20 protein-coding genes and 1 pseudogene are annotated in these 22,428 nt (G+C 58.4%); 11 read left to right on the forward strand and 10 right to left on the reverse strand.

Annotation, left to right across the window (positions count from 1 at the left end; translation table 11 throughout):
• The first annotated feature begins 324 nt into the window (after positions 1-324).
• From CH74_RS18560 to CH74_RS03740, 10 genes and pseudogenes are all read left to right on the forward strand, one after another.
• Complete coding sequence (locus CH74_RS18560; protein WP_156181345.1) at positions 325-1,008, forward strand: hypothetical protein; 684 nt, start codon at positions 325-327, stop codon at positions 1,006-1,008.
• A gap of 171 nt (positions 1,009-1,179) precedes the next feature.
• Positions 1,180-1,581, forward strand: coding sequence for a nucleotidyltransferase domain-containing protein (locus CH74_RS03710; protein WP_048306136.1), 402 nt, complete (start codon positions 1,180-1,182; stop codon positions 1,579-1,581).
• A gap of 12 nt (positions 1,582-1,593) precedes the next feature.
• Complete coding sequence (locus CH74_RS18565) at positions 1,594-1,731, forward strand: hypothetical protein (protein WP_156181347.1); 138 nt, start codon at positions 1,594-1,596, stop codon at positions 1,729-1,731.
• Positions 1,732-1,890: 159 nt separating this feature from the next.
• Complete coding sequence (locus CH74_RS19960; protein WP_082140281.1) at positions 1,891-1,998, forward strand: hypothetical protein; 108 nt, start codon at positions 1,891-1,893, stop codon at positions 1,996-1,998.
• 117 nt (positions 1,999-2,115) lie between these two features.
• Positions 2,116-2,514 carry an antitoxin Xre-like helix-turn-helix domain-containing protein gene (locus tag CH74_RS03715; protein ID WP_048306137.1) on the forward strand — a complete coding sequence of 133 codons (399 nt, stop codon included), beginning with the start codon at positions 2,116-2,118 and terminating at the stop codon, positions 2,512-2,514.
• Positions 2,515-2,564: 50 nt separating this feature from the next.
• Positions 2,565-3,203: an RES family NAD+ phosphorylase gene (locus CH74_RS03720; RefSeq protein WP_367379088.1), complete on the forward strand. Its 639-nt coding sequence runs from the start codon at positions 2,565-2,567 to the stop codon at positions 3,201-3,203.
• A gap of 761 nt (positions 3,204-3,964) precedes the next feature.
• Positions 3,965-5,469, forward strand: a pseudogene (gene glpK, locus CH74_RS03725) (glycerol kinase GlpK).
• 91 nt (positions 5,470-5,560) lie between these two features.
• On the forward strand, positions 5,561-7,240 hold the full coding sequence (locus tag CH74_RS03730; RefSeq protein ID WP_048306139.1) for a glycerol-3-phosphate dehydrogenase/oxidase: 1,680 nt from the start codon (positions 5,561-5,563) through the stop codon (positions 7,238-7,240).
• Positions 7,241-7,418: 178 nt separating this feature from the next.
• Positions 7,419-8,597, forward strand: coding sequence for an efflux RND transporter periplasmic adaptor subunit (locus CH74_RS03735; RefSeq protein WP_082140276.1), 1,179 nt, complete (start codon positions 7,419-7,421; stop codon positions 8,595-8,597).
• Positions 8,597-11,710, forward strand: coding sequence for an efflux RND transporter permease subunit (locus tag CH74_RS03740; protein WP_048306140.1), 3,114 nt, complete (start codon positions 8,597-8,599; stop codon positions 11,708-11,710). Before CH74_RS03735 ends, CH74_RS03740 begins: the two co-directional genes overlap by 1 nt.
• Before the next feature lie 27 nt (positions 11,711-11,737).
• Here the strand turns inward: CH74_RS03740 and CH74_RS03745 are convergent, their stop codons facing one another.
• From CH74_RS03745 to vapB, 10 genes are all read right to left on the reverse strand, one after another.
• The gene (locus CH74_RS03745) at positions 11,738-12,952 is read right to left on the reverse strand and encodes a homoserine O-acetyltransferase (protein WP_053070609.1); all 1,215 of its coding nucleotides are present in this window, start codon (positions 12,950-12,952) and stop codon (positions 11,738-11,740) included.
• A 75-nt stretch (positions 12,953-13,027) separates the two neighbouring features.
• On the reverse strand, positions 13,028-13,207 hold the full coding sequence (locus CH74_RS03750) for a PLDc N-terminal domain-containing protein (protein ID WP_216594711.1): 180 nt from the start codon (positions 13,205-13,207) through the stop codon (positions 13,028-13,030).
• Positions 13,208-13,341: 134 nt separating this feature from the next.
• Positions 13,342-13,869, reverse strand: a complete 528-nt coding sequence (locus CH74_RS03755) for a TIGR02281 family clan AA aspartic protease (protein ID WP_082140277.1) — start codon at positions 13,867-13,869, stop codon at positions 13,342-13,344.
• Positions 13,866-14,072 carry a hypothetical protein gene (locus tag CH74_RS03760; protein ID WP_053070610.1) on the reverse strand — a complete coding sequence of 69 codons (207 nt, stop codon included), beginning with the start codon at positions 14,070-14,072 and terminating at the stop codon, positions 13,866-13,868. Before CH74_RS03760 ends, CH74_RS03755 begins: the two co-directional genes overlap by 4 nt.
• Positions 14,073-14,141: 69 nt before the next feature.
• Positions 14,142-15,323 (reverse strand): toxic anion resistance protein, encoded by a 1,182-nt coding sequence (locus tag CH74_RS03765; RefSeq protein ID WP_048306164.1) that lies wholly within the window; start codon positions 15,321-15,323, stop codon positions 14,142-14,144.
• A 54-nt stretch (positions 15,324-15,377) separates the two neighbouring features.
• Complete coding sequence (locus tag CH74_RS03770; RefSeq protein WP_048306142.1) at positions 15,378-16,319, reverse strand: hypothetical protein; 942 nt, start codon at positions 16,317-16,319, stop codon at positions 15,378-15,380.
• A gap of 639 nt (positions 16,320-16,958) precedes the next feature.
• On the reverse strand, positions 16,959-19,268 hold the full coding sequence (locus CH74_RS03780; protein WP_048306144.1) for an ATP-dependent DNA helicase: 2,310 nt from the start codon (positions 19,266-19,268) through the stop codon (positions 16,959-16,961).
• On the reverse strand, positions 19,265-20,959 hold the full coding sequence (locus tag CH74_RS03785) for a VRR-NUC domain-containing protein (RefSeq protein ID WP_048306145.1): 1,695 nt from the start codon (positions 20,957-20,959) through the stop codon (positions 19,265-19,267). Before CH74_RS03785 ends, CH74_RS03780 begins: the two co-directional genes overlap by 4 nt.
• A gap of 67 nt (positions 20,960-21,026) precedes the next feature.
• A complete protein-coding gene (locus CH74_RS03790; RefSeq protein WP_216594709.1) occupies positions 21,027-21,428 on the reverse strand; it encodes a type II toxin-antitoxin system VapC family toxin in 402 nt (133 codons plus the stop codon).
• Between the two features lie 8 nt (positions 21,429-21,436).
• Positions 21,437-21,667 (reverse strand): type II toxin-antitoxin system VapB family antitoxin, encoded by a 231-nt coding sequence (gene vapB / locus CH74_RS03795; RefSeq protein ID WP_048306147.1) that lies wholly within the window; start codon positions 21,665-21,667, stop codon positions 21,437-21,439.
• A gap of 235 nt (positions 21,668-21,902) precedes the next feature.
• Between vapB and CH74_RS03800 the strand changes: the two genes are divergently transcribed.
• Positions 21,903-22,424, forward strand: coding sequence for an iron transporter (locus tag CH74_RS03800; RefSeq protein ID WP_048306148.1), 522 nt, complete (start codon positions 21,903-21,905; stop codon positions 22,422-22,424).
• The last annotated feature ends 4 nt before the right edge of the window (positions 22,425-22,428 follow it).

Consider the following 22,428-nt stretch of genomic DNA (forward strand, 5'->3'; position numbering starts at 1 on the left):
TGCTTTGGTAACTCGATCGATGCTCAGACTACGTAGCTCATCGTCATGCTCAGCGTCGTGCTGTACATCGATCGTGCTCACGTACGTAGCTGTACTCGTCGATGCTCAGACGTACGTAGCTGTCATCGATCGATGCTCAGACGTACGTAGCTGTACATCGATCGATGCTCAGACGTACGTAGCTGTACATCGATCGATGCTCAGACGTACGTAGCTGTACATCGATCGATGCTCAGACGTACGTAGCTGTACATCGATCGATGCTCAGACGTACGTAGCTGTACATCGATCGATGCTCAGACGTACGTAGCTGTACATCGATCGATGCTAAAACTCCTTAGCGACTCGAAATCAGATTTTAAAATAATCATTGTTGGAATAGCTAAAACCGGCGAAGAATTAACGGCAGGACACCCATCTGTTGAAAGGTGTCTGAAAGAAGTTCTACTACAAAGAATGAGCGATGATTCTTTAAGAAAAATAATTCTGAACGGGATGAAAAAAATTGATTTAGTTTTATCTGATGAAGCAGTAGAAAAGATTATAAATATAAGCGCGGGTTTCCCACACTTCACTCACCTAATATGTTTGAAATGTGCAGAAAATGCTTTGACATCGCATACAAAGCATATTGGAGAGAGATGCTTGGAAACCTCTCTTAAAGCATCGGTAGAAGAATCAGAAGGCGCTTTAAAAAGAGTCTTTGACACTACTTTGAGAAATCTTTCAAAGCCGCAAGAATATCGACTCTTGTTATTAGCGGCCGCCAATTGTAAAACTCCAGAGTTCAGAATATCTGAAGTCAACAAAAAGCTGGATAAAATTCTCAACATAACAATCGACCCTAACATTCTCAGCCGAAGGCTAGGAACGTTGGCCAAAGGCAACAGAAGTACAATATTATGCAAACCTGCTCGCGGAGTATTCCAGTTCACTGATCCAAGGATGCCATGTTTTGTTAAAATGGCACTTAATAACGAAAAAATGAAAACATCTAATAAAAACTAAAACCTATCTTACGACATTCGCTTAACCGAGCACCAGGTTAGCGGTGCGCCAAACTGAGATTGGTGGGCTAGTAAGACTTAAGCTGTGCCGTAAGGCATGGCCCAAAATATTTCAACAACCTTCAACCCTATTGCCGGGTGATAGTCTTCTACCCTCGATAGAAGGGCCTACATGCACTACGAGCAGGCGATTCTGCCCAGGCTAATCGATCTGGCATCTAAGGACGACGCTATCGCCGTGCTCTGGCTATACGGCTCCCATGCCAAGGGTACCGCTACCAAAGATAGCGACTTTGACTTGGCGGTGGCTTTTCGTCAGCCCGGCGGCGAGCCATTGGAGCGTCGCCTGCGGCCTGAGCTTTTGGCCCAGAGCTGGCAGGATGCCCTCGAACTGCCGGAACACCTGCTCTCCATTGTCGACATCAATCTGGCGCCGATAACGCTTGCCCACGTCATCATTCGCACCGGGCGCGAACTGCAGGTCAACGACCCGCTGCGGCTGGCCCGTGAAGAGAACCGCATTACCTCGATGTGGGAGCTGGACTACCAGTACCATTTGCGCCATTTCAGCTGACGGGAGCCTATTGTGGAACAGGAATACGCCGCTGCCCTGCGCGAACATATTGCTACACTCTCCGAGGAGCTTGAGCAGCTTCATCAGGCGGCGCAGCAACCTCAAGGCCTGAATCCGCTTCTCTACCGCGCAGCTGAGCGCAACTTGTAGCTGTTGACAGAAGCCTGTATCGGCATAGCAAAACGAAAGCTCAAATCGCTAGGCGCCGTGGTGCCAGGCGAGGCACGACAGGCATTCGCCAAGCTGCAGTCTCTGGGACACGAAGCCGGCAGCATTCCCTAGAACAAGGTCGTCGGGCTTCGCAATGCACTGGTTCATGGCTACCTAAACCTAGACGCAGAAATCGTTGTGGCCGTCGTCCGCCAGCGCCAATATCAGGCGCTGATCGACTTTGCCAATGCCCAGCTTGGTAAGTGACCGATCGATCGGCCTGATCTGCAAGAAATCACCTCACTTTAGCGCCATCTTTGTCTTTGCAAAGACAAGACTACCTATTATAGTATTCGCAAAGATAAAGGTAGGGCTGAAAACACTATGCAACTTCAAGAAGCCGTCAGTCACGACAAGGCCGCCGCCGCTACCGGTTTGAAGACGGCGGTACGTATCTTGGATAAGTGGGGCGCCAGCGGTGAACAAGGTGAAGCTATCTTGCGGGTGTCACACAGTACCTATGCTCGAGCGCGCAATAGCAGCGTGCAAACCATTAAGCTCGATCGCGATCAGCTGACGCGGATCAGTTACGTATTGAACATTCATGCTGCCCTGCGCCTTCTCTTCGACAATCCCGAGAATCTTTATGGGTTCATGAAGATGGCCAACGATAATCCCTATTTTGAAGGTCGCTCTCCCTTGGAGATTCTTGGTTGCGGTGATTTTTCAGCGCTCTATGAAATCTTCAAGCGTATCGATGCACTGCGCGGCGCCCAATGGTAAGCGCCGCTGACCTTCCCGTTTTGTCAGGGCGGCAAGTCACGAGCTACCGATTGATCAACAGCAAGTTTCCACCCATCAGCCTGTTCGACGATGTAGCCGACAGCGAAGAGTTCGAAACGCTCTATGCACTGCAGGCGTTGACCAACCCCAGGCTGCAAAACGAGGTCGGCAATTTAACGCTTCTTCCAAGCAGCGAAATTCCCTTCGGCATTCAAGGTTGCTCCTACGCAGCGGCTCCTTTCACTCACGTCAATCCGGAGGGTTCGAGGTTTAGCGATGGAAGCTTTGGTGTGCTCTATTTGGCCGACTCCTTTACCACCGCCATTGCCGAGGTCAAATACCACCAGCAGCGTTACTGGAGCCGAGTTCCTGAACTCCGCTATGAGCGCTTCGTTTTCCGCGGTCTCAAGGGTAATTTCGGGGAAGCCGGATTACGCGACGCCCAGACGCTGCCCAGCGATCATCCTATCTATCATCCCGACGACTACCGCGAACCACGCCTGCTCGGCAGCGATGTACGCAAGCAACAGGACAATGGCATCCGCTACCATTCGGTGCGCCAGCCTAGCGCGACCTGCTGGGCACTGATGACACCTCGCTGCGTAACGTCCATCATTCAGACAGCTCACCTGGAAATGATCTGGAATGGATCAATCACCGATATCAATTGGCTCACTTCCCAGGAGTGATTGCATTCACGCACTACCCCATATGAACGACGCGAGCGCCACGACGCCATTCGACAATGAGTGACTGACCGGCCTTGTTACACAAGCCTTGATCGCAGTCATGTTGGCCACGTGGGGAAGGTGTTATCGTCACTTAAAGGAGGAAAACTCATGACCGATAGCAAAAGCATCATCAAGCGGATCTACGTACCCACCCACGTTCGCCAGTTGCCTAACGGCGATCGAGTCACGATTCCCGGCCACTATAAAGAGTCGTCGCGCTGACAGACCAAATGCCCCATCCTGACGTGGACGGGGCGTTTTGCTTGGATAATCTGCCAATAGCCGATTCAATCGGTTGCCATCGCTATGTGTCCTCAATGCTTGTTTAAACCACAAGCAGTCTCCTTTCTGTTTTCGCAATCCTCGCAACCGTCTCGAACGGGCCATGTTCTGCAATCATCGGCGCGAACCTAGAGCTGCCCTGATGTTTTTGAGCATGAACGCCGTCCTGTATTGCGTTCGTTCAAACCATCAGGCAATGCATTACGACGATATGGCCATTGCCTGAGTGGGATTCTAGCGCTAGTTTTTCTACATCGAACATCACCGATAAATCTCGATCCAAATAGAACATTCATGTTTCTGCGCTAGCTTTGATACAGCAAAGCGGTGGCCAAGAAAGCGTAGCTGTGGCGTTTCAGCCAGCGACCTGCATCAGTACTTATTACTCACGCGATAGCCAAAGGCAGCAACCACCGAAACACGCCGAGGACACCCTCATGGAAAAGCGATACATCCTGTCGTTCGATCAGGGCACCACCAGCTGTCGCGCCATCCTCTTCGATTACGACGCGCAAATCCTGGGCGTTGCTCAAAAGGAGTTCACCCAGCATTACCCTACCCCGGGCTGGGTCGAGCACGACGCCATGGAAGTCTGGGGGTGTCAGATGGGGGTGGCTCGAGAAGTGCTGGAAACCCATGGCATCTCGCCTTCCGAGGTGGCCGCCATTGGCATCACCAATCAGCGCGAAACCACCCTGGTATGGGATCGTCATACCGGCAAGCCTATTTATAATGCCATCGTCTGGCAGGACCGTCGTACGGCCCCGCTATGCGACGAGCTCAAGGAACGGGGCCTGGAAGATCACATTCGTGCGACCACCGGCCTGGTGGTGGACGCCTATTTTTCCGGCACCAAGATCCGCTGGATTCTGGATAACGTGCAAGATGCCCAGGAGCGCGCCGAAAAAGGCGATCTGCTGTTCGGCACCATGGACTCCTGGCTGGTGTGGAATTTGACCCGAGGGAAGCGTCATATCACCGACGTTACCAACGCCTCCCGCACCCTGCTCTACGATATTCACAGGCTAAAGTGGGATCAGCGCATGCTCGAGGCGCTGAACATCCCGAGCGCCATGCTGCCCGAGGTGCGTTCCTCCAGTGAAGTCTATGGCACCACCGATGCCCAGATGTTTGGCGGCGCCCAGCTTCCCATCGCCGGGATTGCCGGCGATCAACAGGCTGCCCTGTTCGGCCAGGCCTGTTTCGAGAAAGGCATGGTCAAGAATACCTACGGCACTGGCTGTTTTCTGCTGATGAATACCGGCGAAACCCCGGTAACGTCACGAAACGGTCTGCTCACCACGATTGCCTGGGGGCTGGACGGCAGGGTCGAATACGCGCTGGAAGGCGCGATCTTCATCGCCGGTGCCGCGATACAGTGGCTGCGCGACGAGTTGAAGCTCATCGACTCCGCAGAAGACTCCGAATATCACGCCGGCAAGGTGGAAGACGCAGGGGGTGTCTATGTGGTTCCCGCCTTTGCCGGGCTGGGCGCCCCTTACTGGGACATGTATGCCCGGGGCGCCATCTTTGGTTTGACCCGGGGCACTCGCAAGGCCCATATCGCCCGGGCCACCCTGGATGCCCTGGCCTACCAGACCCGGGATGTGATTGATGCCATGCAAGCCGACTCCGGCATCACCTTGAAATCCTGCGGGTCGATGGGGGGGCCGTTGCCAACAACCTCATGATGCAGTTTCAGGCGGACATGCTCGGCGTCAACGTGGAGCGTCCGGTCATCACGGAAACCACTGCCCTGGGAGCTGCCTATCTGGCAGGTATCGCAGTGGGTCTGTGGTCCAAGGAAGAGGTAGCGGACAAAGGCATTCTGGATCGCACTTTCAAACCCCAGATGGACGCCGAAAAGCGCGAGCGTAGCTACAAGGGCTGGAAAAAAGCCGTGCGCCGCACCATGGACTGGGCGCGCGACGAGGCGGAGTAACTGACCATCATCTATTCAGGATTTAGACATTCGGGTGACCGGCAACCGCTAGCTGTCTGAATGCGTTTGCATAGGCTGAGGGAGATCATTCATGCAGCTACGTGACAGCAATATCGATAAACTGGCCGGTGAAACCTTCGATGTGCTGATCATTGGTGGTGGCATCAATGGTGCCGCCGCCGCCGCGGCCCTGGCCGGCAAAGGCGTCAATGTGGCCCTGATCGATCGCGGGGATTTCGCCGGCGGTACCAGCATGCAGTCCTCCAATCTGGTCTGGGGAGGCATCAAGTATATAGAAAGCTACGATTTTGCCCTGGTGCGCAAGCTGTGCAAGAGCCGCAACCATCTGATCGAAAGCTTTCCCTCGACGGTTCAGGAAATCCGCTTCTTGACCACCATTACCCAGGGCTTTCGCTATCATCCTCGGTTCCTATGGGCCGGTGCCTGGCTCTACTGGTTCATGGGCAATTGCTTTACGAAAACCCCCCGGTTCCTGTCTCCCAAGGCCATCAAGCACCGCGAAGCGATCATCGATACCGAGGAAGCCGTGGGCGGCTTCGAATACTCCGATGCCTATCTGCACGACAACGACGCGCGATTCGTCTTCAACTTCGTGCGCACCGCACTGAACCACGGCGCCGTGGCCGCCAACTATGTCGAATCCCAGGGCGCGCAGCGTGAAAACGAGGGCTGGATCACCCGGGCCTGCAATGTGATGACCGGCGATACCTTCGATATTCGCGCCAAGGTACTGATCAACGCAGCCGGCCCCTGGGTCGATCAGCACAACACCCTGAGCAAGCAGAAAACAGCGCACAAGCACGCCTACTCCAAGGGCATTCATCTGATCGTGCCGAGGCTTACGGACAACCGACGGGTGCTGGCCTTCTTCGACGACGAAGGCCGCCTGTTCTTCGTCATTCCCATGGGCAGGCGAACCTGCATCGGCACCACGGACACCCGCATGGAAAACCCGGAGGCGCGTGTCACCGAGGAGGACATCCAGTTCGTGCTGGACAACATCAACAAGCGCCTCGACATGGACAAGCCCATCCGCCGGGACGACATCATCGCCACTCGCTGCGGCGTACGCTCCCTGGCGATCAAGCCCAGCAGCGGCGGCAAGCGAGACTTCCTGCAGCTGTCTCGCAAACACGCCATTGACACTCAGGAAGACGATGCCCATATCAGCATCTTCGGCGGTAAGCTGACGGACTGCCTGAACGTGGGGGAGGAAGTCATCGCCGAAGTGAAACGCCTCGGGATAGGAATTCCCCATCCGGACTATCGCTGGTACGGCGAGTCCCCGGAAGCGGTCAGGCAAGAATTTTTCCATCAGGCCAAACTGATGAAGCTGGATGCCCTGACTCCGAAAGAATCCGTCGAGCATCTCTCGACGCGCCTCTGGCGGCGCTACGGCGCCTATGCCTTGGCCATGCTCGAGGACATTCGCGAGGACCCACGCCAGGGCGAGCTTTTGATCGAGGGCACCGAATATCTGCGCTGCGAGCTGCGCCACGCCAAGCATCGGGAAATGATCACTAAGCTCGAAGACTTCCTGCGTCGTCGCTCGAAAATATCCTTGGTGGTGGAGCGGGCCAGGATTCGCCAGTCACCGGGCTTGAAAGAGGCCTGTGAAATCCTGTTTGGCGATCAGGCCCAAGAACGCTTCAACGAGTACTTCGCGGATACCGCCGATCAGCCGACCCAGTCCCTGGGTGACAGCGCCGAATCGGACAATTCGACACGCTCCGAAACGCTGCAGTGGTAAGCAGTGCAAAAGGCACCCGGTTCTTTTGGCCCGAAGCTTTTTTGCGGCCAAAGACGATTGAAGCACTATGTCTCTTATTAGAGCAGCTTCATGGTGTAATAATGGCTAGGATACAAATCCTACATTTGTAGTCATAAAATGACGCTCTAGTTCTCTTTCTTTCACGATCGTGGTCGCCATGCCATCAGCTTGTTTTTTCCTGGAATTTTCGCAACGCCTGCAACATCGCCTGCCACGCTTGAACGTCGTCGTCACACCTGTATTTCTTGCGCTTACGCTGCTGATCGCCTGCTTCTCCCCCCGGCTGTTCGCTCAGCAGCCCGGTAATGGCTCTGAAGTGACCGCCGTCATCGGGGCGCAGGCCATTCTCACGGATTGGTCGGACCCGCTGGCCGCCTTGGGCACACTGCGGGCCAACGAAAGCGTCACCCTGTCATCCACGGTGACCGATACCGTGGAAGCACTCAATTTCGAAGGCAGCGAAAAGGTGGCGAAAGGTCAGGTACTGGTACGCCTGTCCGCCCAGGAAGAGCTCGCCGACCTGAAAGTTGCTCAGACGCTGCGTGAAGAGCGGGCCAACGCGGTGCAGCGCCTGGCCAGATTGCAGCAGCGCGATCTGGCGCCCTTGGCGGATCTCGAGGACAGTCGTACCCAGCTGCGCCAGGTCGAGGCCGAAATCCAGGCGCTTCAGGCACGACTCGACGACCACACCCTGCGCGCCCCTTTTGCCGGCGTCGTCGGCGCCCGCCAGATCAGTGTCGGCACTCTGGTGACCCCGGGCAGCGAGCTTGCGACCCTGGATGACGTGGATCGATTGAAGCTCGATTTTCGCATCCCCGAGGTGCAGCTCGGCATGATGGCGGTCGGTCTTTCCATCGTCGCCACCAGCAGCGCCTATCCGGACGAGGTGTTTGAAGGCACCGTCAGCACCATCGACTCCCGGGTCGATCCCATCAGCCGCAGCGTCGGAGTGCGCGCTCTGTTGGACAACGATGAGCGCCTGCTGCGTCCGGGCATGCTGATGCGCGTAAAAGTGGCCCGCGCGCCCCGCCAGACCCTGGTGATCCCTGAAAGCGCACTGGTGCCTCAGGGCCGGCGTCAGTATGTGTGGGTCGTGGTGCAGGTGGAAAATGACGAGGCCGAAGGTGCTCCGGTCGAGCGCCGGGAAGTGGAAATCGGCTCTCGTCGGGAGGGGGAAGTCGAGATCCTCGAAGGCCTCGAGGAAGATGACATGGTGGTCAGCCACGGCGGCGATCGTCTGCGTCAGGGCGTTCGCGTCCGTCTGATCGGCGTCGTCGACGAGAACACCAGCGTCAGCGAGATTCTCGATGCCCAGCGCAGCGAGGACGACACCTGATGCTGCTGTCGGACATCTCCGTTCGGCGTCCGGTGCTGGCGATCGTCATCGCGGCGCTAATCGTGGCCTTCGGCCTGCTGGCCCTGACCCGGCTGCCGCTGCAGGAATATCCCACCATCGATCCACCCATTGTCAGCGTCGATACCCGCTACCCCGGGGCGTCTGCAAACGTGGTGGAAACCCGGATCACCCAGGTGCTGGAAGACAGGATTGCGGGCATCTCCGGCATCCAGGTGATTTCCTCGAGCAGCCAGGACGGGCGTTCGAGCATCAGCGCCGAGTTCCGCCTCGACAAGAATATCGACGACGCCGCCAACGACATCCGCGACCGGATTGCCGGCGCTCGGGACGAACTGCCGGATGAGGCGGAAGCGCCAGAAATCAGCAAGGAGGACGCCAACTCGGATGTGGTGATGTGGCTGGTGCTGGCCGGCGACGGCTATACCACCGCGGAACTCACGGATTATGCCAGTCGCTATCTGCAGGATCGCTTCTCGGTGCAGGAGGGGGTTTCCCGAGTGCGCATCGGCGGCGACCGGGAATATGCCATGCGGGTCTGGCTCGACAGCGACGCCCTGGCGGCGCGGAATCTGACCGCCAGCGATATCGAAAACACCCTGCGAGAGGAGAACGTCGAACTTCCCGGCGGCTCTCTGGAATCGAAAGATCGCCAGTTCATCGTGCGTCTGCCGCGTAATTTCGCCACCCCGGAAGACTTTCAATCACTGGTGCTGGATCAGGGTGCCAGTGGTTATCTGGTACGTCTAAAAGATGTGGCTCGGGTGGAGCTTGGCACCGTGGAGGAGCGCTCCCTGTTTCGCGGCAACGGTGTGCCGGTGGTGGGGCTTGGCATGGTCAAGCAGTCCACCGCCAATCTCATGGCGCTCTCCGAAGGCGTGCAGGCGGAGATGGCGCGTATTACACCGTCTCTGCCCCCGGGCATGTCGCTGCGGCTCAGCTATGACACTTCGGAATTCGTCGCCGGCGCCATCGATCAAGTCGTCATCACCCTGGGTATCGCCATGGTGCTGGTGATGGTGTCCATCTTCATTTTCCTGGGCAACCTGCGCACCACCCTGGTGCCGCTGATCACCGTACCCACGGCGCTGATCGGGACCTTCGCCATTCTGGCGATGCTTGGATTCACCATCAATCTGCTGACGCTACTGGCCCTGGTACTGGCGATCGGCCTGGTGGTGGATGATGCCATCATCATGGTGGAGAACATTCATCGGCGCATGCATCTCTACGGCGAAACGGCACTGGTGGCCTCCTTTCGCGGCGCGCGCCAGCTGACCTTCGCCGTGGTCTCCACCAGCCTGGTACTGATCGCCGTCTTCGTGCCGCTGAGCTTTTTGCGCGGCGATATCGGTCGGCTGTTCACGGAATTCGCCCTGACCCTGGCGGCGGCCATCGCCATCTCGACGGTGCTGGCGCTGAGCCTGACGCCGATGCTGACATCAAAAATTCTCTCTTCCCGGATGCATGAGGGCGCCATGGCGCATCGGGTGGCGCAGGTGCTGGAAGCCTCCCAGCGCTTATATCGTCGTCTGCTGGAGCGTGCCCTGGCCTTGCGCTGGCTGCTGGTAGGCGTTTTCGCTGCGCTGCTCGTTGCCACCGCTTGGCTCTATACGCTGCTGCCAGCGGAGTACACCCCTCGAGAAGATCGTGGCACCTTCTTCATCATCGTCTCCGGCCCGCCTGGGGCTACCTACGACTACATGCTGGACTACATGAACGAGGTCGAGGCACGACTGCTGCCCCTGCGCGAAGAGGGCGAAGTCGATCGCGTGCTGGTACTGGCACCGCTGAGCCGGGGCGGCCCCAGCGAAAACTACAACACCGGCTTCGTCATCGTGGGCTTGAGCGACTGGGCCGAGCGACGCGCCGCCTGGCCGATCATGGGGGAGATAAGCGCGCGGCTCGGCGATCTGCCCGGGGTGCGCGTCTTTCCCATCATGCGCCGCGGTTTTGGCGGTAGCAGCACCGAACAGGCGATGCAGTTCGTGCTGGGCGGCGGCACTTATGAAGAGCTGGTGACGTGGCGCGATACTCTGATGGAACATATTCGCAAGGACAATCCGCGGCTGCTCAATCTCGAGAGCGACTATGAGGAGGATCAGCCCCAGCTGCGGGTCGAGATCGACTACACCCGGGCGGCGGATCTCGGCGTCACCGTCACGGAAATTGGTCGCACCCTGGAAACCCTGCTGGGAGGACGCAGCGTCACCCGTTTCGTTGAGCGAGGCGAGGAGTACGACGTCATCCTGGAAGCGGAGCGTGGCATTCATACCTCCCCCAATGCCCTGGACAACATTCGCGTGCGCTCGGCCCGCACCAATCAGCTGATCCCACTGTCCAGTCTGGTGACCCTGACGGATTATGCCGGGCCCAGCACCTACAGTCGCTACAACCGTCTGCGTGCCATCACCCTTCAGGCGGACCTGGCGGACGACTACGCCATGGGCGAGGCCTTGAGCTATCTGGAAGACACGGTGGATGAGATTCTGCCCGCGGAAGTACAGACCGATACCAAGGGCGCGGCCCGGGATTACCAAGAGTCCAGCGGTGACACCACCTTCCTGTTCGTTCTCGGCGTGATCGTGGTGTTTCTGGTGCTGGCGGCCCAGTTCGAGAGCTTCGTGCACCCTCTGGTAATCATGCTGACAGTGCCGTTGGCCATCGGTGGTGCGCTGCTCGGGCTCTATCTGACGGGGCAGTCCCTCAACATTTATAGCCAGGTCGGGCTGGTCATGCTGGTGGGCCTGGCAGCCAAGAACGGCATTTTGATCGTCGAGTTTGCCAATCAGCTGCGGGACGAAGGCCGGGAATTTCGCGACGCCCTGATCGAGGCCTCGCTTACCCGACTGCGGCCGATCCTGATGACTTCTGTCACCACCATCGCCGGGGCCGTGCCGCTGATTCTCTCTTCCGGTGCCGGTGCCGAGACCCGGCTGGTGCTGGGCACGGTGATTTTCTGTGGCGTTGCCGCCGCCACCCTGTTCACCCTGTTCGTGATTCCGGTGGCCTATGATCTGCTGGCACGTCATACCGGTTCGCCTCAGGCGATTTCCCGACGGCTGGAGCGGGAGATGGACTCCCCATCCCCGTAAGGCCCGGCCCAGACCGCCAAGCCAATGTCACTGCGCCAGAAATTGCCGGATGTCGCCACTTGCCTGCTCGATAGATAGCACGCCGTCCAGGTGCCCTCGGTCGCCCTCCAGCACCACCTGGCTCACCGGGGTGCCGTCCGCGCTGATCTCATCCATGGTCTTTTCCACCAGCTCGGGAAAGAACACCAGATCATCCTTGCTGTAGATCACCAGGGTCGGTGCCTCGATGGCCGCAAACCCTTCTTTCGCGTTGTCGCTATTGCCGGTGACGAAAAGCTGGTTGGCCTTGACCAGATACAACAGATGATTGGCGTCGGCGACCTTGGCCCGACTGGCGGCGGCATCGTCTAATATCTTCTCGAAAAGATAGCGCGCCTCGAGACTGCTGGCGGGGTCCACGCCCTTCTTCGCCCACTGCCGATCGTAGGTGTCATTGGCCCATCGCCAGTGATTGGCCTGCAGCGTGATCAGCTTGAGCGACTCCTGGAGCCCTTGGGTGGGCGGTTCGCCAGCGTAGTAATCGCCGCCGTTCCAGTGGGGGTCGACCTTGATGGGAGCGGCCCAGGCGTTCAGCCAGCCAATCAGATAGGCATTGGCAACGCCGGAACCGATCACCGGGATCACCCGCTTCACCATTTCCGGATAGGCACTGGCCCATTCATAGGCCTGCAGCGAGCCCATGGAGGCCCCCATTACCGCCTGCAGACTGTCGATGCCCTGGCTTTCCAGCAGTGCTTTTTGCACCTCGACGAAGTCGCGAATGGTGACGATGGGAAAATCCAACCCCCAGGGTTCGCCGGTCTGCGGGTTGATCGTCGCCGGGCCGGTAGTGGTCACTTTGGGATCCTTGGCATTCAGGTTCACCAGGGTATCCGAGGCGATGACGTAGTACTTGTCGGTATCCAGCGGCTTGCCCGGCCCGATGATACCGTCCCAATAACCCGGAGCGGCATCGTTTTCGTCATAGCGGCCCGCCGCGTGGCTGGTGCCGGAGAAATAGTGAGTAATCAAGATGACGTTGTCCTTGGCTTCATTCAGCGTACCGTAGGCCTCCCACCCTACCTTGAGAGAAGGAATCTCCTCGCCGCCTTGGGTGGTGTAACGGTCCATCTCGAACACTCGCTTTTCGACCAGCTCGTCATAGCCTATGGCCGCGCCACTACCCAGCAGTAGCAGACCTGCTATCAGACCGGAAGCGGCCCAGCTTGATGCCTTGAACGCTCTTTCATCATCGCTTGCCATGGCGTGTCCTCGCTATATCACAAAAAAAACGGGCAGCTCGGAAGAGCTGCCCGTTCGGATAATACGGAACCATATCTAGCCCTTGGGTCCGAATATCAGCCAGAGAATAAAGCCAATCAGCGGGAAGAAGATGAGTACGAGAATCCAGATGACCTTGGCCAAGGTGCTGGCACCGCTTTTCGCGACCTTGACGATGGCCCAGATGACGATGATCAACCAGATCAGACTCAGAATGCCGCCAAAGGCGTTACCCAGACTGCCGAACAAATTATCCATGTTTTTCTCCTTCGTGATTCATTGAGTGCTTCCATTCGCCGCTGGAATAGTATCACAGGCTTCAGTCTTCGCTACTCCATCGAGGTTATGCCAATTTGAACGCGAAGGATTACTCAATTCTGACTAGCCGGACTCAACACCATTTTGCTGCCCCGAATGGCGATATCGAAATGACGTAAAAAACTCATTCCCAACAGGGCGGTGTTGCCTCCAAGGCCGGGATTGATCGAGCCGCGCACGTCTTTTGCTATCAGACCGCCCAGATCGATCTCATCGATCGTCGTCAGATGACCGCGAACGCGTCCGTTGGCGGTGTTGAAATCCGCAGCGGCGCCGGGCTGCAAGCCAAGGCGATCCGCAAGCGTAGAAGGTATCGAAACCAGACTTGCTCCGGTATCCAGCAAAAACTCAACTGGCTCGCCGTCGATATGTCCTGTGGCAACAAAATGCCCGGAGGCGTTGCGCTCAAGAGTAACCGGCTCGCCTTCGCTTCCCGCGAGCCGGGCAAGATCCGCGTTGGGGTTGCGCCGATCATCGATGAAGCCCTGAAACCACCACACCCCAAGCCCCATCACGATCAGCCAGAACAGCAGCATCATGCCGAGCCCGGCTCGGCGTAGCGCCTTGTCCTCGTCGTTCACGGCGCCTCCGGCGAACCCTTGAGCTCGACGGTATTGCCCTCCGGATCATTTACATAGATCGAAGGCCCCATACCCTCGGCGCCATAGCGTCGGGTTACTTCGCCGGGATTGACCCCTTGCTTCTTGAGATACGCCTGGATGGCCTGGGCATCGAAAGGTTCCAGACGCAGGCAGCCATGATCGATAGTGCGCCCCTGAATCATGTAATGATGACTCCCGTTCGAGATTGGCGATCCGGGCATGACAGCCCGCTAACATGACGTACTTGTACTCTATATGGCCTCACCGGAGCTGGCATCGCTGCCCCGCTCGAGCCGGTGAATGGCGTCACCCCCCTGGCGGGCCAGGACCTGCAGACGATCGATCTGTTCATCCAGCCGGGGCAGCGCTTCCCGACGATAGCGCGAGACATCATCGATGGCCGCCAGGACGTCGCCAAAGGCCTGCTCGAGCTTTTCCATGTCCAGCATGGTGGAGGCGGAGCGGTTCTGAATTTCCACCCCTTGGCTGCGCAGGGATTTGGCGGTGCCGGCGATCATGTCGGAGGTGGTGGCGTTCAAGGCTTCGACCCGATCAAGCACCAGACGCTGATTGGCCAGGGCCAGGGCCACGGTGACCGCCACGGTCAACGCCGAAACGGTGACGTTGATGGCTCGATCCACCCCCCGGATGAGCTCCCGGTTGTTGCGAATGACCACTTCCAGAGCCAGCACGCCTTGCTGACTGACCGCCAGCTGCTGCTGCAGATCGACGATGCGCTGACGCAGCGGAAAAAGCAGCTCTTCTTCGATGAAGGCCCGCTTGGGATCGCTCTCTTCCAGGCTCACCACGCGTCGCTCCAGACGCTCGTCGATCATCCTGCCCAGGGTAATCTGATGCTGCAGCTGACCCAGGATGTCGCGTAGCGCCGTCTGATCGTCACTCAGGGTCAGGTTGTCCCGACGCAGCATGTCACGACCCTCTTCAAGATCGCGGATGATGGCGTCGAGTGCCTGCTGGGCGCTTTCATACTTGCGGAAATAACGCTGAAGCCCGTTGCCGACGCCGGGAATGCGGGCCAGCAAGCGATCAAGTCCGCTTCGAGTCAACTTGTGCCGATTGGGATCGAGGTTCGTCATGCGCTCCCGCAGGCTGGTCAGAGCCTTGGCCACCGGACCGCCATCATCGCCCTGATGGGCAAGCTTACGAATGGGGGTCTGCAGCATCTCGCTGCGATAGGCGGCCTGGCGCTGTATGTCGCTGCCCATCTCATCTACCCTGCGACGCTGGCTTTCTGCGGACTCGCTCCTAGTCAGCAGATCGTCGACGAAGCTGTCCGCCTGGGCGGCAAGTGCCGTCTGGTCGTCTTCGGGCTTGCGAGGCTCGAACTCCCCCTGCAGGTTCCTTGCGATTTCATCTGCCGGCGGCAAACGCAGCTGTCCTGCCATTTGCGTCCTGTCACGCTCAGCACTCATAGGTTCGTTGCCCTTTTGCAGCCCGTCATTGATATCTGTCACTAACATATCCCATCAGCGCTGCCGGCCATAGCGCTCGGCTCGCTCGACGAAATGACTCAGATCGCGCAGGGCCTGGTCCGCATCGATGGAGGCCTGGGGCCGACCGGTCTCGATGCGCGCCATGGTCACCGTGGCATCGTCCAGGGCGGTCAACGCGGCTTCGTTACGGGCGCTGAGTTCATCCAGATGCTGCTGGGTTTCCGTGAGCAGCGTCAGGCGCCGCTCCAGGGTGGCCCGTTCGGTCAGACTCAGGCTGTTACGCTCCTTTGACAAACGGCGGCGCACGAAATCACCGTCTACCCCGGCGATGCCGCTGGCCTGAGAGGCCATGCTGGTCAAGTTGTCCACTGCGGCAAAACAGACCTCCGAGATCAGCGTACGGGAGCGCTCGAAGGCGAGCTCGCTGGTATCAAAGCGCTCCTTGAGCACCTTCGTGACCCTCAAGTAACGGCTGTATAAGCGATCCGCCTGCACTGCAAGCTGAGGCTGGCTCACGGCGATCAAACGCTCCTTGGCGGTGCACAGCGCACGAATGACGTCATCTGCATTGATTGGAGGATTTTTTGGATCAAGAGTGGCGCCGCCTTTCTCGCTGGCCTCCTGAGCCTGCTGTTGCTGACGGCGTGCCTTCTCGGCATTGAGCTGCGCCTCGAGACGGCGCTGCTTGCGCTTCATCAGCCAGCCGCGGATGCGCCGCTCCACCGGGACGGCGACCGCCACCGCGCCAAGGCCTGCAAGCCAGCCCAGCAGGCTGGGACCGAAGCCGCCCCAGAGCGAGGTCACCCACAGCAGCATGGCGATGAACGGCACCGTCAGCCAGTAGCGAATGATGACCTGAAGACGGTCCGGCGTCAGCGTGCCAAGGGCAAGCCCAGGGCTGATCATGCCGATCAGGAACCAGGGCAGGCAGGTGATGAAGAGCCCGTAGGCAAAACCTTGAAGAAATCCGAGCATGGATATGAGACCTGTCGACTCAAAAACGATGGAGTTGCCGCGATGGTCTGCGGTTTATTCAACAATTCCTTAGAGAGGAGATATGGGCATGTCGTTCGTTTTTCCACCACGAAATCACTAGTACCCTCTTATTGATCCATGTAATGACGAGTCAATCCTCCAATGCTTAAATAGAAAAGTGGCGCGCAGGGAATGTGAAGCCAAGACAAACGAATAACTGCTCGATAATACGACCCCACCGGAAGGGAGCCCTGTATGAAGTCGTTTTTTTATACCCTCTTGATGGCACCGCTCGCCTTTATGTTGCTCACGAATGGCCATGCCTTGGCGCAGGCGGATAACCCCTCACAACAATGCGACAAGGTGCTGGATATCACCGACACCGCCTCCCAGGCAGCGCCCCTTGTGCTGGAGGGCAATGAGAGCCTATGTTTGGACAGCGAACAGATTGCGACCTGGTTCGTCGATCAAGGCGGATGGACGAGCGAATTGACCAGCGACAGGCGTTACTGGCAGTTGACGCCGCCAGGCCCGACTCGAGCCATCTTCACGCTGCATCTACCTCGGGGGATCAGCAAAAGCTTCGAGTCTTGGTCAATTCAGCTGAGACTGAATCGACCGAGGCCGAGCCGACTAACGCTAAAGAGGCGGAGGGCGAGCCTTCGCAGAACTAGCCGTCCGCCACCAGCCGGGCAGTAGTTTTTGTACCTGGGTGCCGGCGAAGCGATCGTCAATAAGATAGATCACGCCACGATCCTGCTGGGTGCGGATGACACGCCCGGCGGCCTGGATCACTTTCTGCAGGCCAGGATAGAGATAGGTGTAGTGGTAACCGTCGCCGAACAGCGCCCCCATTCGACGCTTGAACTGCTCGTTCACCGGGTTCATTTGCGGCAGCCCCAGGGTCGCGATGAAGGCGCCAATCAGGCGCTCGCCGGGCAGGTCAATGCCTTCACCGAAGACCCCGCCCAGCACGGCAAAACCGATACCCTGGCCATTCTCCTCGAAGCGTGCAAGAAACGCCTGCCGGGCGGGCTCGTCCATGCGTCGTGACTGTACCCAGACCGGCAACGCCGGATGACGCTCGCGAAACAGCTCGACCACCTGCTCGAGATAATCGAAGCTGCTGAAAAAGGCCAGATAGTTGCCCGGCCGGTTGGCGAACTGATCCGCCATCAGCTGGGCAATAGGCGCAAGGGAGGCCCCGCGCTGATGAAAGCGGGTCGAGACATGATCGACGATTCGCACCGACAGCTGCTCGGCGCTGAAAGGCGATTCCACCTCGATCCAGGGCGTATTTGCCGGTAAACCGAGCAAATCGCCGTAGTAGCGGCTCGGGCTCAGGGTCGCGGAGAACAGTACCGTGGCTTTCGTCGCCTCGAAGCGCGGTGTCAGAAACCCTGCCGGCACGACATTGCGAAAACACAGCGTTGAACTCACCCCACCTCGCCGACCGGCCTTGAGCGTCATGTCGAACAGGGAGTGCTCATCATAAAGCTCCGCCACGCGGCAGAAATGCATCGCCTCGAAGTAGAAGGTCTGCAGCGCGCTAACGAGGCCAAACGGTTGCTCCGTGAGATAATCGGTGATCGCGGCGACGGCGTTTTGCAGGGCGTTCAACAGCGTGGTCGGCGGCGCATCCAGCACTTGGTAGGTCTGTTTCTTTGCCGTCTCGCTTTCTAGCTTGTTGAGCGCGCTCCACTGCCTGGCAACTCGGTCCAGCGCTTTCTTTAGCACTGCCGGCGCCTCTTTCCGCAGCGCCTTGAAGGCCACCTGATCCAGCTCTGCGCTGTACATGCGCCGGGCCCGCTCCACCAGATTGTGGGCCTCGTCCACCAGCACACCAATGCGCCACTGATTGGCCAGGGTAAGGCCGAACAGCCCAGCGTTGAGATCGAAGTAGTAGTTATAATCCCCCACTACTACGTCACTCCACCGCGCCAGCTCCTGGCTCAGATAATAGGGGCAGACAGCGTGCGCCAAGGCCACCTGCCGCAGCGCCGCCTGATCGAGCATGCCAACTTCGACCGCCGCCTGACGCGCGGCGGGCAGACGATCGTAGAAGCCGTTGGCTAGGGGGCAGGCATCGCCATGACAGGCCTTGTCCGGATGCTCGCAGGCCTTGTCCCGGGCCACCAGTTCCAGCACCCGCAACGGCCCAGGCTCGTCGCCATCAATTCGAGGCAACAGGGATTCCAGCCCCTGCAGGGCCAGGCGTCGCCCCGGTGTCTTGGCGGCGAGAAAAAAGAGCTTGTCCAGGCTCTGAGTCGGCAGTGCCTTTAGCATAGGAAACATCGTGCCCAGCGTCTTGCCGATACCGGTAGGCGCCTGCAGCATCAGACAGCGCCCGGTGCTGGCCGCCTTGTAAACCGCCTCCGCCAAGGGGCGCTGGCCGGTGCGAAAACTCGGATGAGGAAATTTCAACTCACTCAAGGCATGATCCCGAGCCGACCGATGGGCCAGTTCCTGATCCGCCCAATGGATGAAGCGCTCACACTGCTGCTCGAAGAATGCCTGCAATGTCGTCGCTGAAAACACCTCGCTGAGCAGTGTCTCCCGCTGGCTGACGATATCGAAATAGACCAGGGCCAGGCGCAGCTCACAAAGCCCCCGGCTCTCACATAGCAGCCAGCCATAGACCTTTACCTGAACCCAGTGCAGCGCCCGATGATTGGCCGGCATCAGCGACAGGTCGCCGCGAAAGGTCTTCACCTCCTCGAGCTGGCTGAGCGCGGGGTCAAACCCGTCCGCGCGACCGCGCACCCTGAGATGACGATAGCGTCCCTCGAGCGCCACTTCCCGCTCGTAGTCGTCACTGCGCCGAGCTGCGACCACACCGTGGCCGGCGATGCCCTCCCGGGCGGAGGGCGAGGGCGTGAAGCGCAGATCAAGATCGCCTTCCTTGGCAGTGAACTCGCACAGGGCGCGGACCGCAATGTGGTAGTTCATGAGGCGGTGTCGCCTTCCTGCCACTGCACATAACACACCGTCACCGGCATATCGTGCTCGGCACAGAACGCCAACCAGCGCCGTTGATTGTCCTGCAGCCGATCACCGGGACCCTTTACCTCGATCATGCGGTAGCGAGTGAGAGGGGCGTCGCGCTCGGGCCAGAACTGGATCAGATCCGGCAGGCCGGCACGATTAGCCTTGATGTCCTTGAGCAGCCGCAGGAACCAGAGCTTCAAATGTCGCGCCGGGAAACAGGTCAGCGCCTGTTCCAGCAGCGTGTCGCTCAGAAGGCCCCAGTGCAGGAAAGGCGACTGCAGGCCCTGCTTGGCGATGAAATTCTCGCGAATGGTGCTCAGATAGGCATCTGAATCGAGCTTGGCCAAACAGGCGGCAAACAGCGCCTCGCGCCGGGCATGAAAATCCGGGCGCAGCAGATCCGCCGGGGCGCCGTGGAACGGGTGAAAGAAGGCCCCGGGCAGCGGCGCGAAAATTGCTTCCCAACAGAGCAATCCGAACAGGGAGTTGATCAGCCCATTTTCGACGTAATGCACCGGGCCCGCCGTTTCATCGAAATGCTCGCGCACCAGGCTTTCCACCGAGCGTGGGGAAGTCGGTCTCGGCAGCACCAGATCGATGCGCTCGACGGTTGCGTCGTCCTGTCGCGGCAGCTTGGGTAGATTCAGCTTGCGCCGCAGGCGTGGCAGCACTCTTTCAAGAAGCTGGGACTCCGCCTCGCTTTCCGGTGCTTGTTGCGCTTTCTGAGCCAGTTCCAACGCCGCTTCAAACTGCTCGCTGCGCTCCAGCACCCGCAGGCGGCGAGATCGGGCACCGGGATGAATGCAATCCGCATACACGTCAAGCGCGGTGTCCAGCAGCGCGCTGCGTTCGCAGTGCTGGCCCAGGGCGAACAACAGCCTGGCGCGGCGGGATTCGAGCCAGGGGCTGTCGGCGAAGGCTGGCGGCACCTCGGCGAGCACATTCTCCAGAGGCACTCCCGCCTCGAAAGACTCTCGGCAGCGATGCAGATGCAGATAGGCGTCCACGTCGTTGCGACATGTGAACGCGCGGGAATTCGGGGTGAACGGCACCCGCTCGTAGCGAAAGATGCCCAGATCCGCCAGCACGAACTCGGAGAAATCCTGACGCAGATTGCCGAAGAACATCAGGCGAAATCGGTCGCACAGGGCCATCAGCGGCAGGGCATACACCTTGTCTTCGCTTTCCGGATACCAGCCATCGAATGTATGCTCTTCCCCGAAAAGAGCGGCAAGCTTCTCGAACAGCGTGGCTTTTTTCACGCTTTTGCGATCGACATGATCCTTGAACACGGCAACGAGCTCTGCCTTGGTTAGCAGGTCGAACAGCTCTTCCAGGCTCAGCATGGGCCTATCGTCGATCAACCCTTGGGCAATCAACGGCACTGCGGCGTCTCGAGTCGAGCCTATTTCGGGGTAGGCAAGCTTGCTTTCTCGAAACAGCGTGCCCTTGCGCATGATCATGCGTACCAGCAGGGCCTGGGAAATCTTGGGCACGTCATGAAAGGCGGTGATGAAGCCCTGCTCCTCCGCATTCAACAGATCGCGGTAACGCGCCTCCACCCAGTCGAGCAGAAAACGAAAATTGAGCAGGTAATAGAAAGGATCGTCTACCGACGCGGCGAAGGAGTGAGAAGCCAGAGCACTGTTCATTCATCCATGATAGCAAGGCATGGTGGACAGGCAACCTGTTCAGTCCATTTATTGGTTGCTAGTGCTTTCAGTGAACCCAGTCCTCATAAACCAACCCGATCACACGGCTGAACTCGCGCAGGTTGTTGGTCGCCAATACGCAGCCGCTCGCGATGGCATGGCCTGCGATGGCGCTGTCGTTGTTGCCTATCCGCGTTCCCGTCCTGGTCAGCTGGCGCTTGACCTCAATAGTGGCATCTATTGCCGCCTTGTCCCAAGGTAAAATGGCATCGAGGCGACGCACAAATTCATCTACGAGCAGCTCGTGCCTGGGCGAGGCTTTCTTGCCTATCTGGCCGTAGCGCATTACGGCATAGGTGATGGCCGATATGACGATTCTATTCTGCTTGGCCACTTCGTCGGTCAGACGCTGCAGCAGCGATTCCGGATGATCACGCATGATGAAAGAACAGATACAGGTATCGAGCATGCAGGTGCTCATGGCTCGAAGCGCCCTTCGTCAGTAACGATCCCAGGGCGCTCTTGCAGGAAGTCCGCATCAGCCTTGGATAATGTGCTCAACGAACACCAACTAGGACGAACCGGACGTAACGTGATGGTATCGCCCTCGCGAATGATTTCCAGCTTGGTGACATCGTCGAACTCCATATCCTTGGGCAGGCGAACGGCTTGATTCTTGCCATTTTTGAATATCGAAACAGTTCGCATGAAGGATCTCCAGTTCGGACATGTGAGCTCGAATATTCAGAACCTTGCAAGCATATGCAGATAGTTGCGAACAACCGTCACATACCGTCGATACCTGGCGCTCAAAACATATCATGGCATCAAGCAAACTGGCTTGCGCCAGAGCGGCACGACGTCGCAGTAACACAAATGCTGTTGAGAATCCCTATCATTGTTAGACACAATGCTATCCTGCTAACCTTTAACAGGAGTCTTCATGAAGCGCGTGTTGCTTGTCACCCTGCCCATACCTCTATCGCTGGTCGCTACGTCTGCCCTGGCCCTCGAGTACCCTATCGGCGAGCCGAAGCTCGAGCACGGCATGGAGATCGCTGCGGTTTATCTGCAGCCGGTAACCATGGAACCTGCCGGCGAACTGCCTGCGGATCAGGCGGACGTGCATCTGGAAGCGGACATTCACGCTCTGGAGGACAATCCCAATGGCTTCGCGCCGGGGGACTGGATTCCCTATCTCGACATCGACTACACCCTGACCAAGCAAGATAGCGATGAGTCGATCGAGGGCAGCTTCATGCCGATGATGGCTAACGACGGCACCCACTACGGCGCCAACGTCAAGCTTGATGGGCCAGGTAAGTATCATCTGACCTACACCATCACTCCTCCCCAGCTACAGCGCCACATCGATAAGGAAACCGGTGTCGCCGAATGGTATGAGCCTTTCGAGGTCGAGTACGACTTTGTGTATGCCGGGACCGGTAAGAAAGGCGGTTATTGATTCG

Origin of the sequence: Halomonas sp. PR-M31 (assembly GCF_001039575.1) — a bacterium.
Classification (GTDB): domain Bacteria; phylum Pseudomonadota; class Gammaproteobacteria; order Pseudomonadales; family Halomonadaceae; genus Modicisalibacter.

Excerpts from the sequence above, each read along its gene's own strand:
- CH74_RS03765 (WP_048306164.1), bottom strand. The coding sequence starts at position 15,323 with ATGAGTGCTGAGCGTGACAGGACGCAAATGGCAGGACAGCTGCGTTTG.
- vapB (WP_048306147.1), bottom strand. The coding sequence starts at position 21,667 with ATGCGAACTGTTTCGATATTCAAAAATGGCAAGAATCAAGCCGTTCGC.
- CH74_RS18560 (WP_156181345.1), top strand. The coding sequence starts at position 325 with ATGCTAAAACTCCTTAGCGACTCGAAATCAGATTTTAAAATAATCATT.
- CH74_RS03710 (WP_048306136.1), top strand. The coding sequence starts at position 1,180 with ATGCACTACGAGCAGGCGATTCTGCCCAGGCTAATCGATCTGGCATCT.
- CH74_RS03785 (WP_048306145.1), bottom strand. The coding sequence starts at position 20,959 with ATGAACAGTGCTCTGGCTTCTCACTCCTTCGCCGCGTCGGTAGACGAT.
- CH74_RS03800 (WP_048306148.1), top strand. The coding sequence starts at position 21,903 with ATGAAGCGCGTGTTGCTTGTCACCCTGCCCATACCTCTATCGCTGGTC.
- CH74_RS03760 (WP_053070610.1), bottom strand. The coding sequence starts at position 14,072 with ATGATTCAGGGGCGCACTATCGATCATGGCTGCCTGCGTCTGGAACCT.
- CH74_RS03745 (WP_053070609.1), bottom strand. The coding sequence starts at position 12,952 with ATGGCAAGCGATGATGAAAGAGCGTTCAAGGCATCAAGCTGGGCCGCT.
- CH74_RS03730 (WP_048306139.1), top strand. The coding sequence starts at position 5,561 with ATGCAGCTACGTGACAGCAATATCGATAAACTGGCCGGTGAAACCTTC.
- CH74_RS03715 (WP_048306137.1), top strand. The coding sequence starts at position 2,116 with ATGCAACTTCAAGAAGCCGTCAGTCACGACAAGGCCGCCGCCGCTACC.
- CH74_RS03740 (WP_048306140.1), top strand. The coding sequence starts at position 8,597 with ATGCTGCTGTCGGACATCTCCGTTCGGCGTCCGGTGCTGGCGATCGTC.
- CH74_RS03780 (WP_048306144.1), bottom strand. The coding sequence starts at position 19,268 with ATGAACTACCACATTGCGGTCCGCGCCCTGTGCGAGTTCACTGCCAAG.
- CH74_RS03735 (WP_082140276.1), top strand. The coding sequence starts at position 7,419 with ATGCCATCAGCTTGTTTTTTCCTGGAATTTTCGCAACGCCTGCAACAT.
- CH74_RS03770 (WP_048306142.1), bottom strand. The coding sequence starts at position 16,319 with ATGCTCGGATTTCTTCAAGGTTTTGCCTACGGGCTCTTCATCACCTGC.
- CH74_RS03790 (WP_216594709.1), bottom strand. The coding sequence starts at position 21,428 with ATGCTCGATACCTGTATCTGTTCTTTCATCATGCGTGATCATCCGGAA.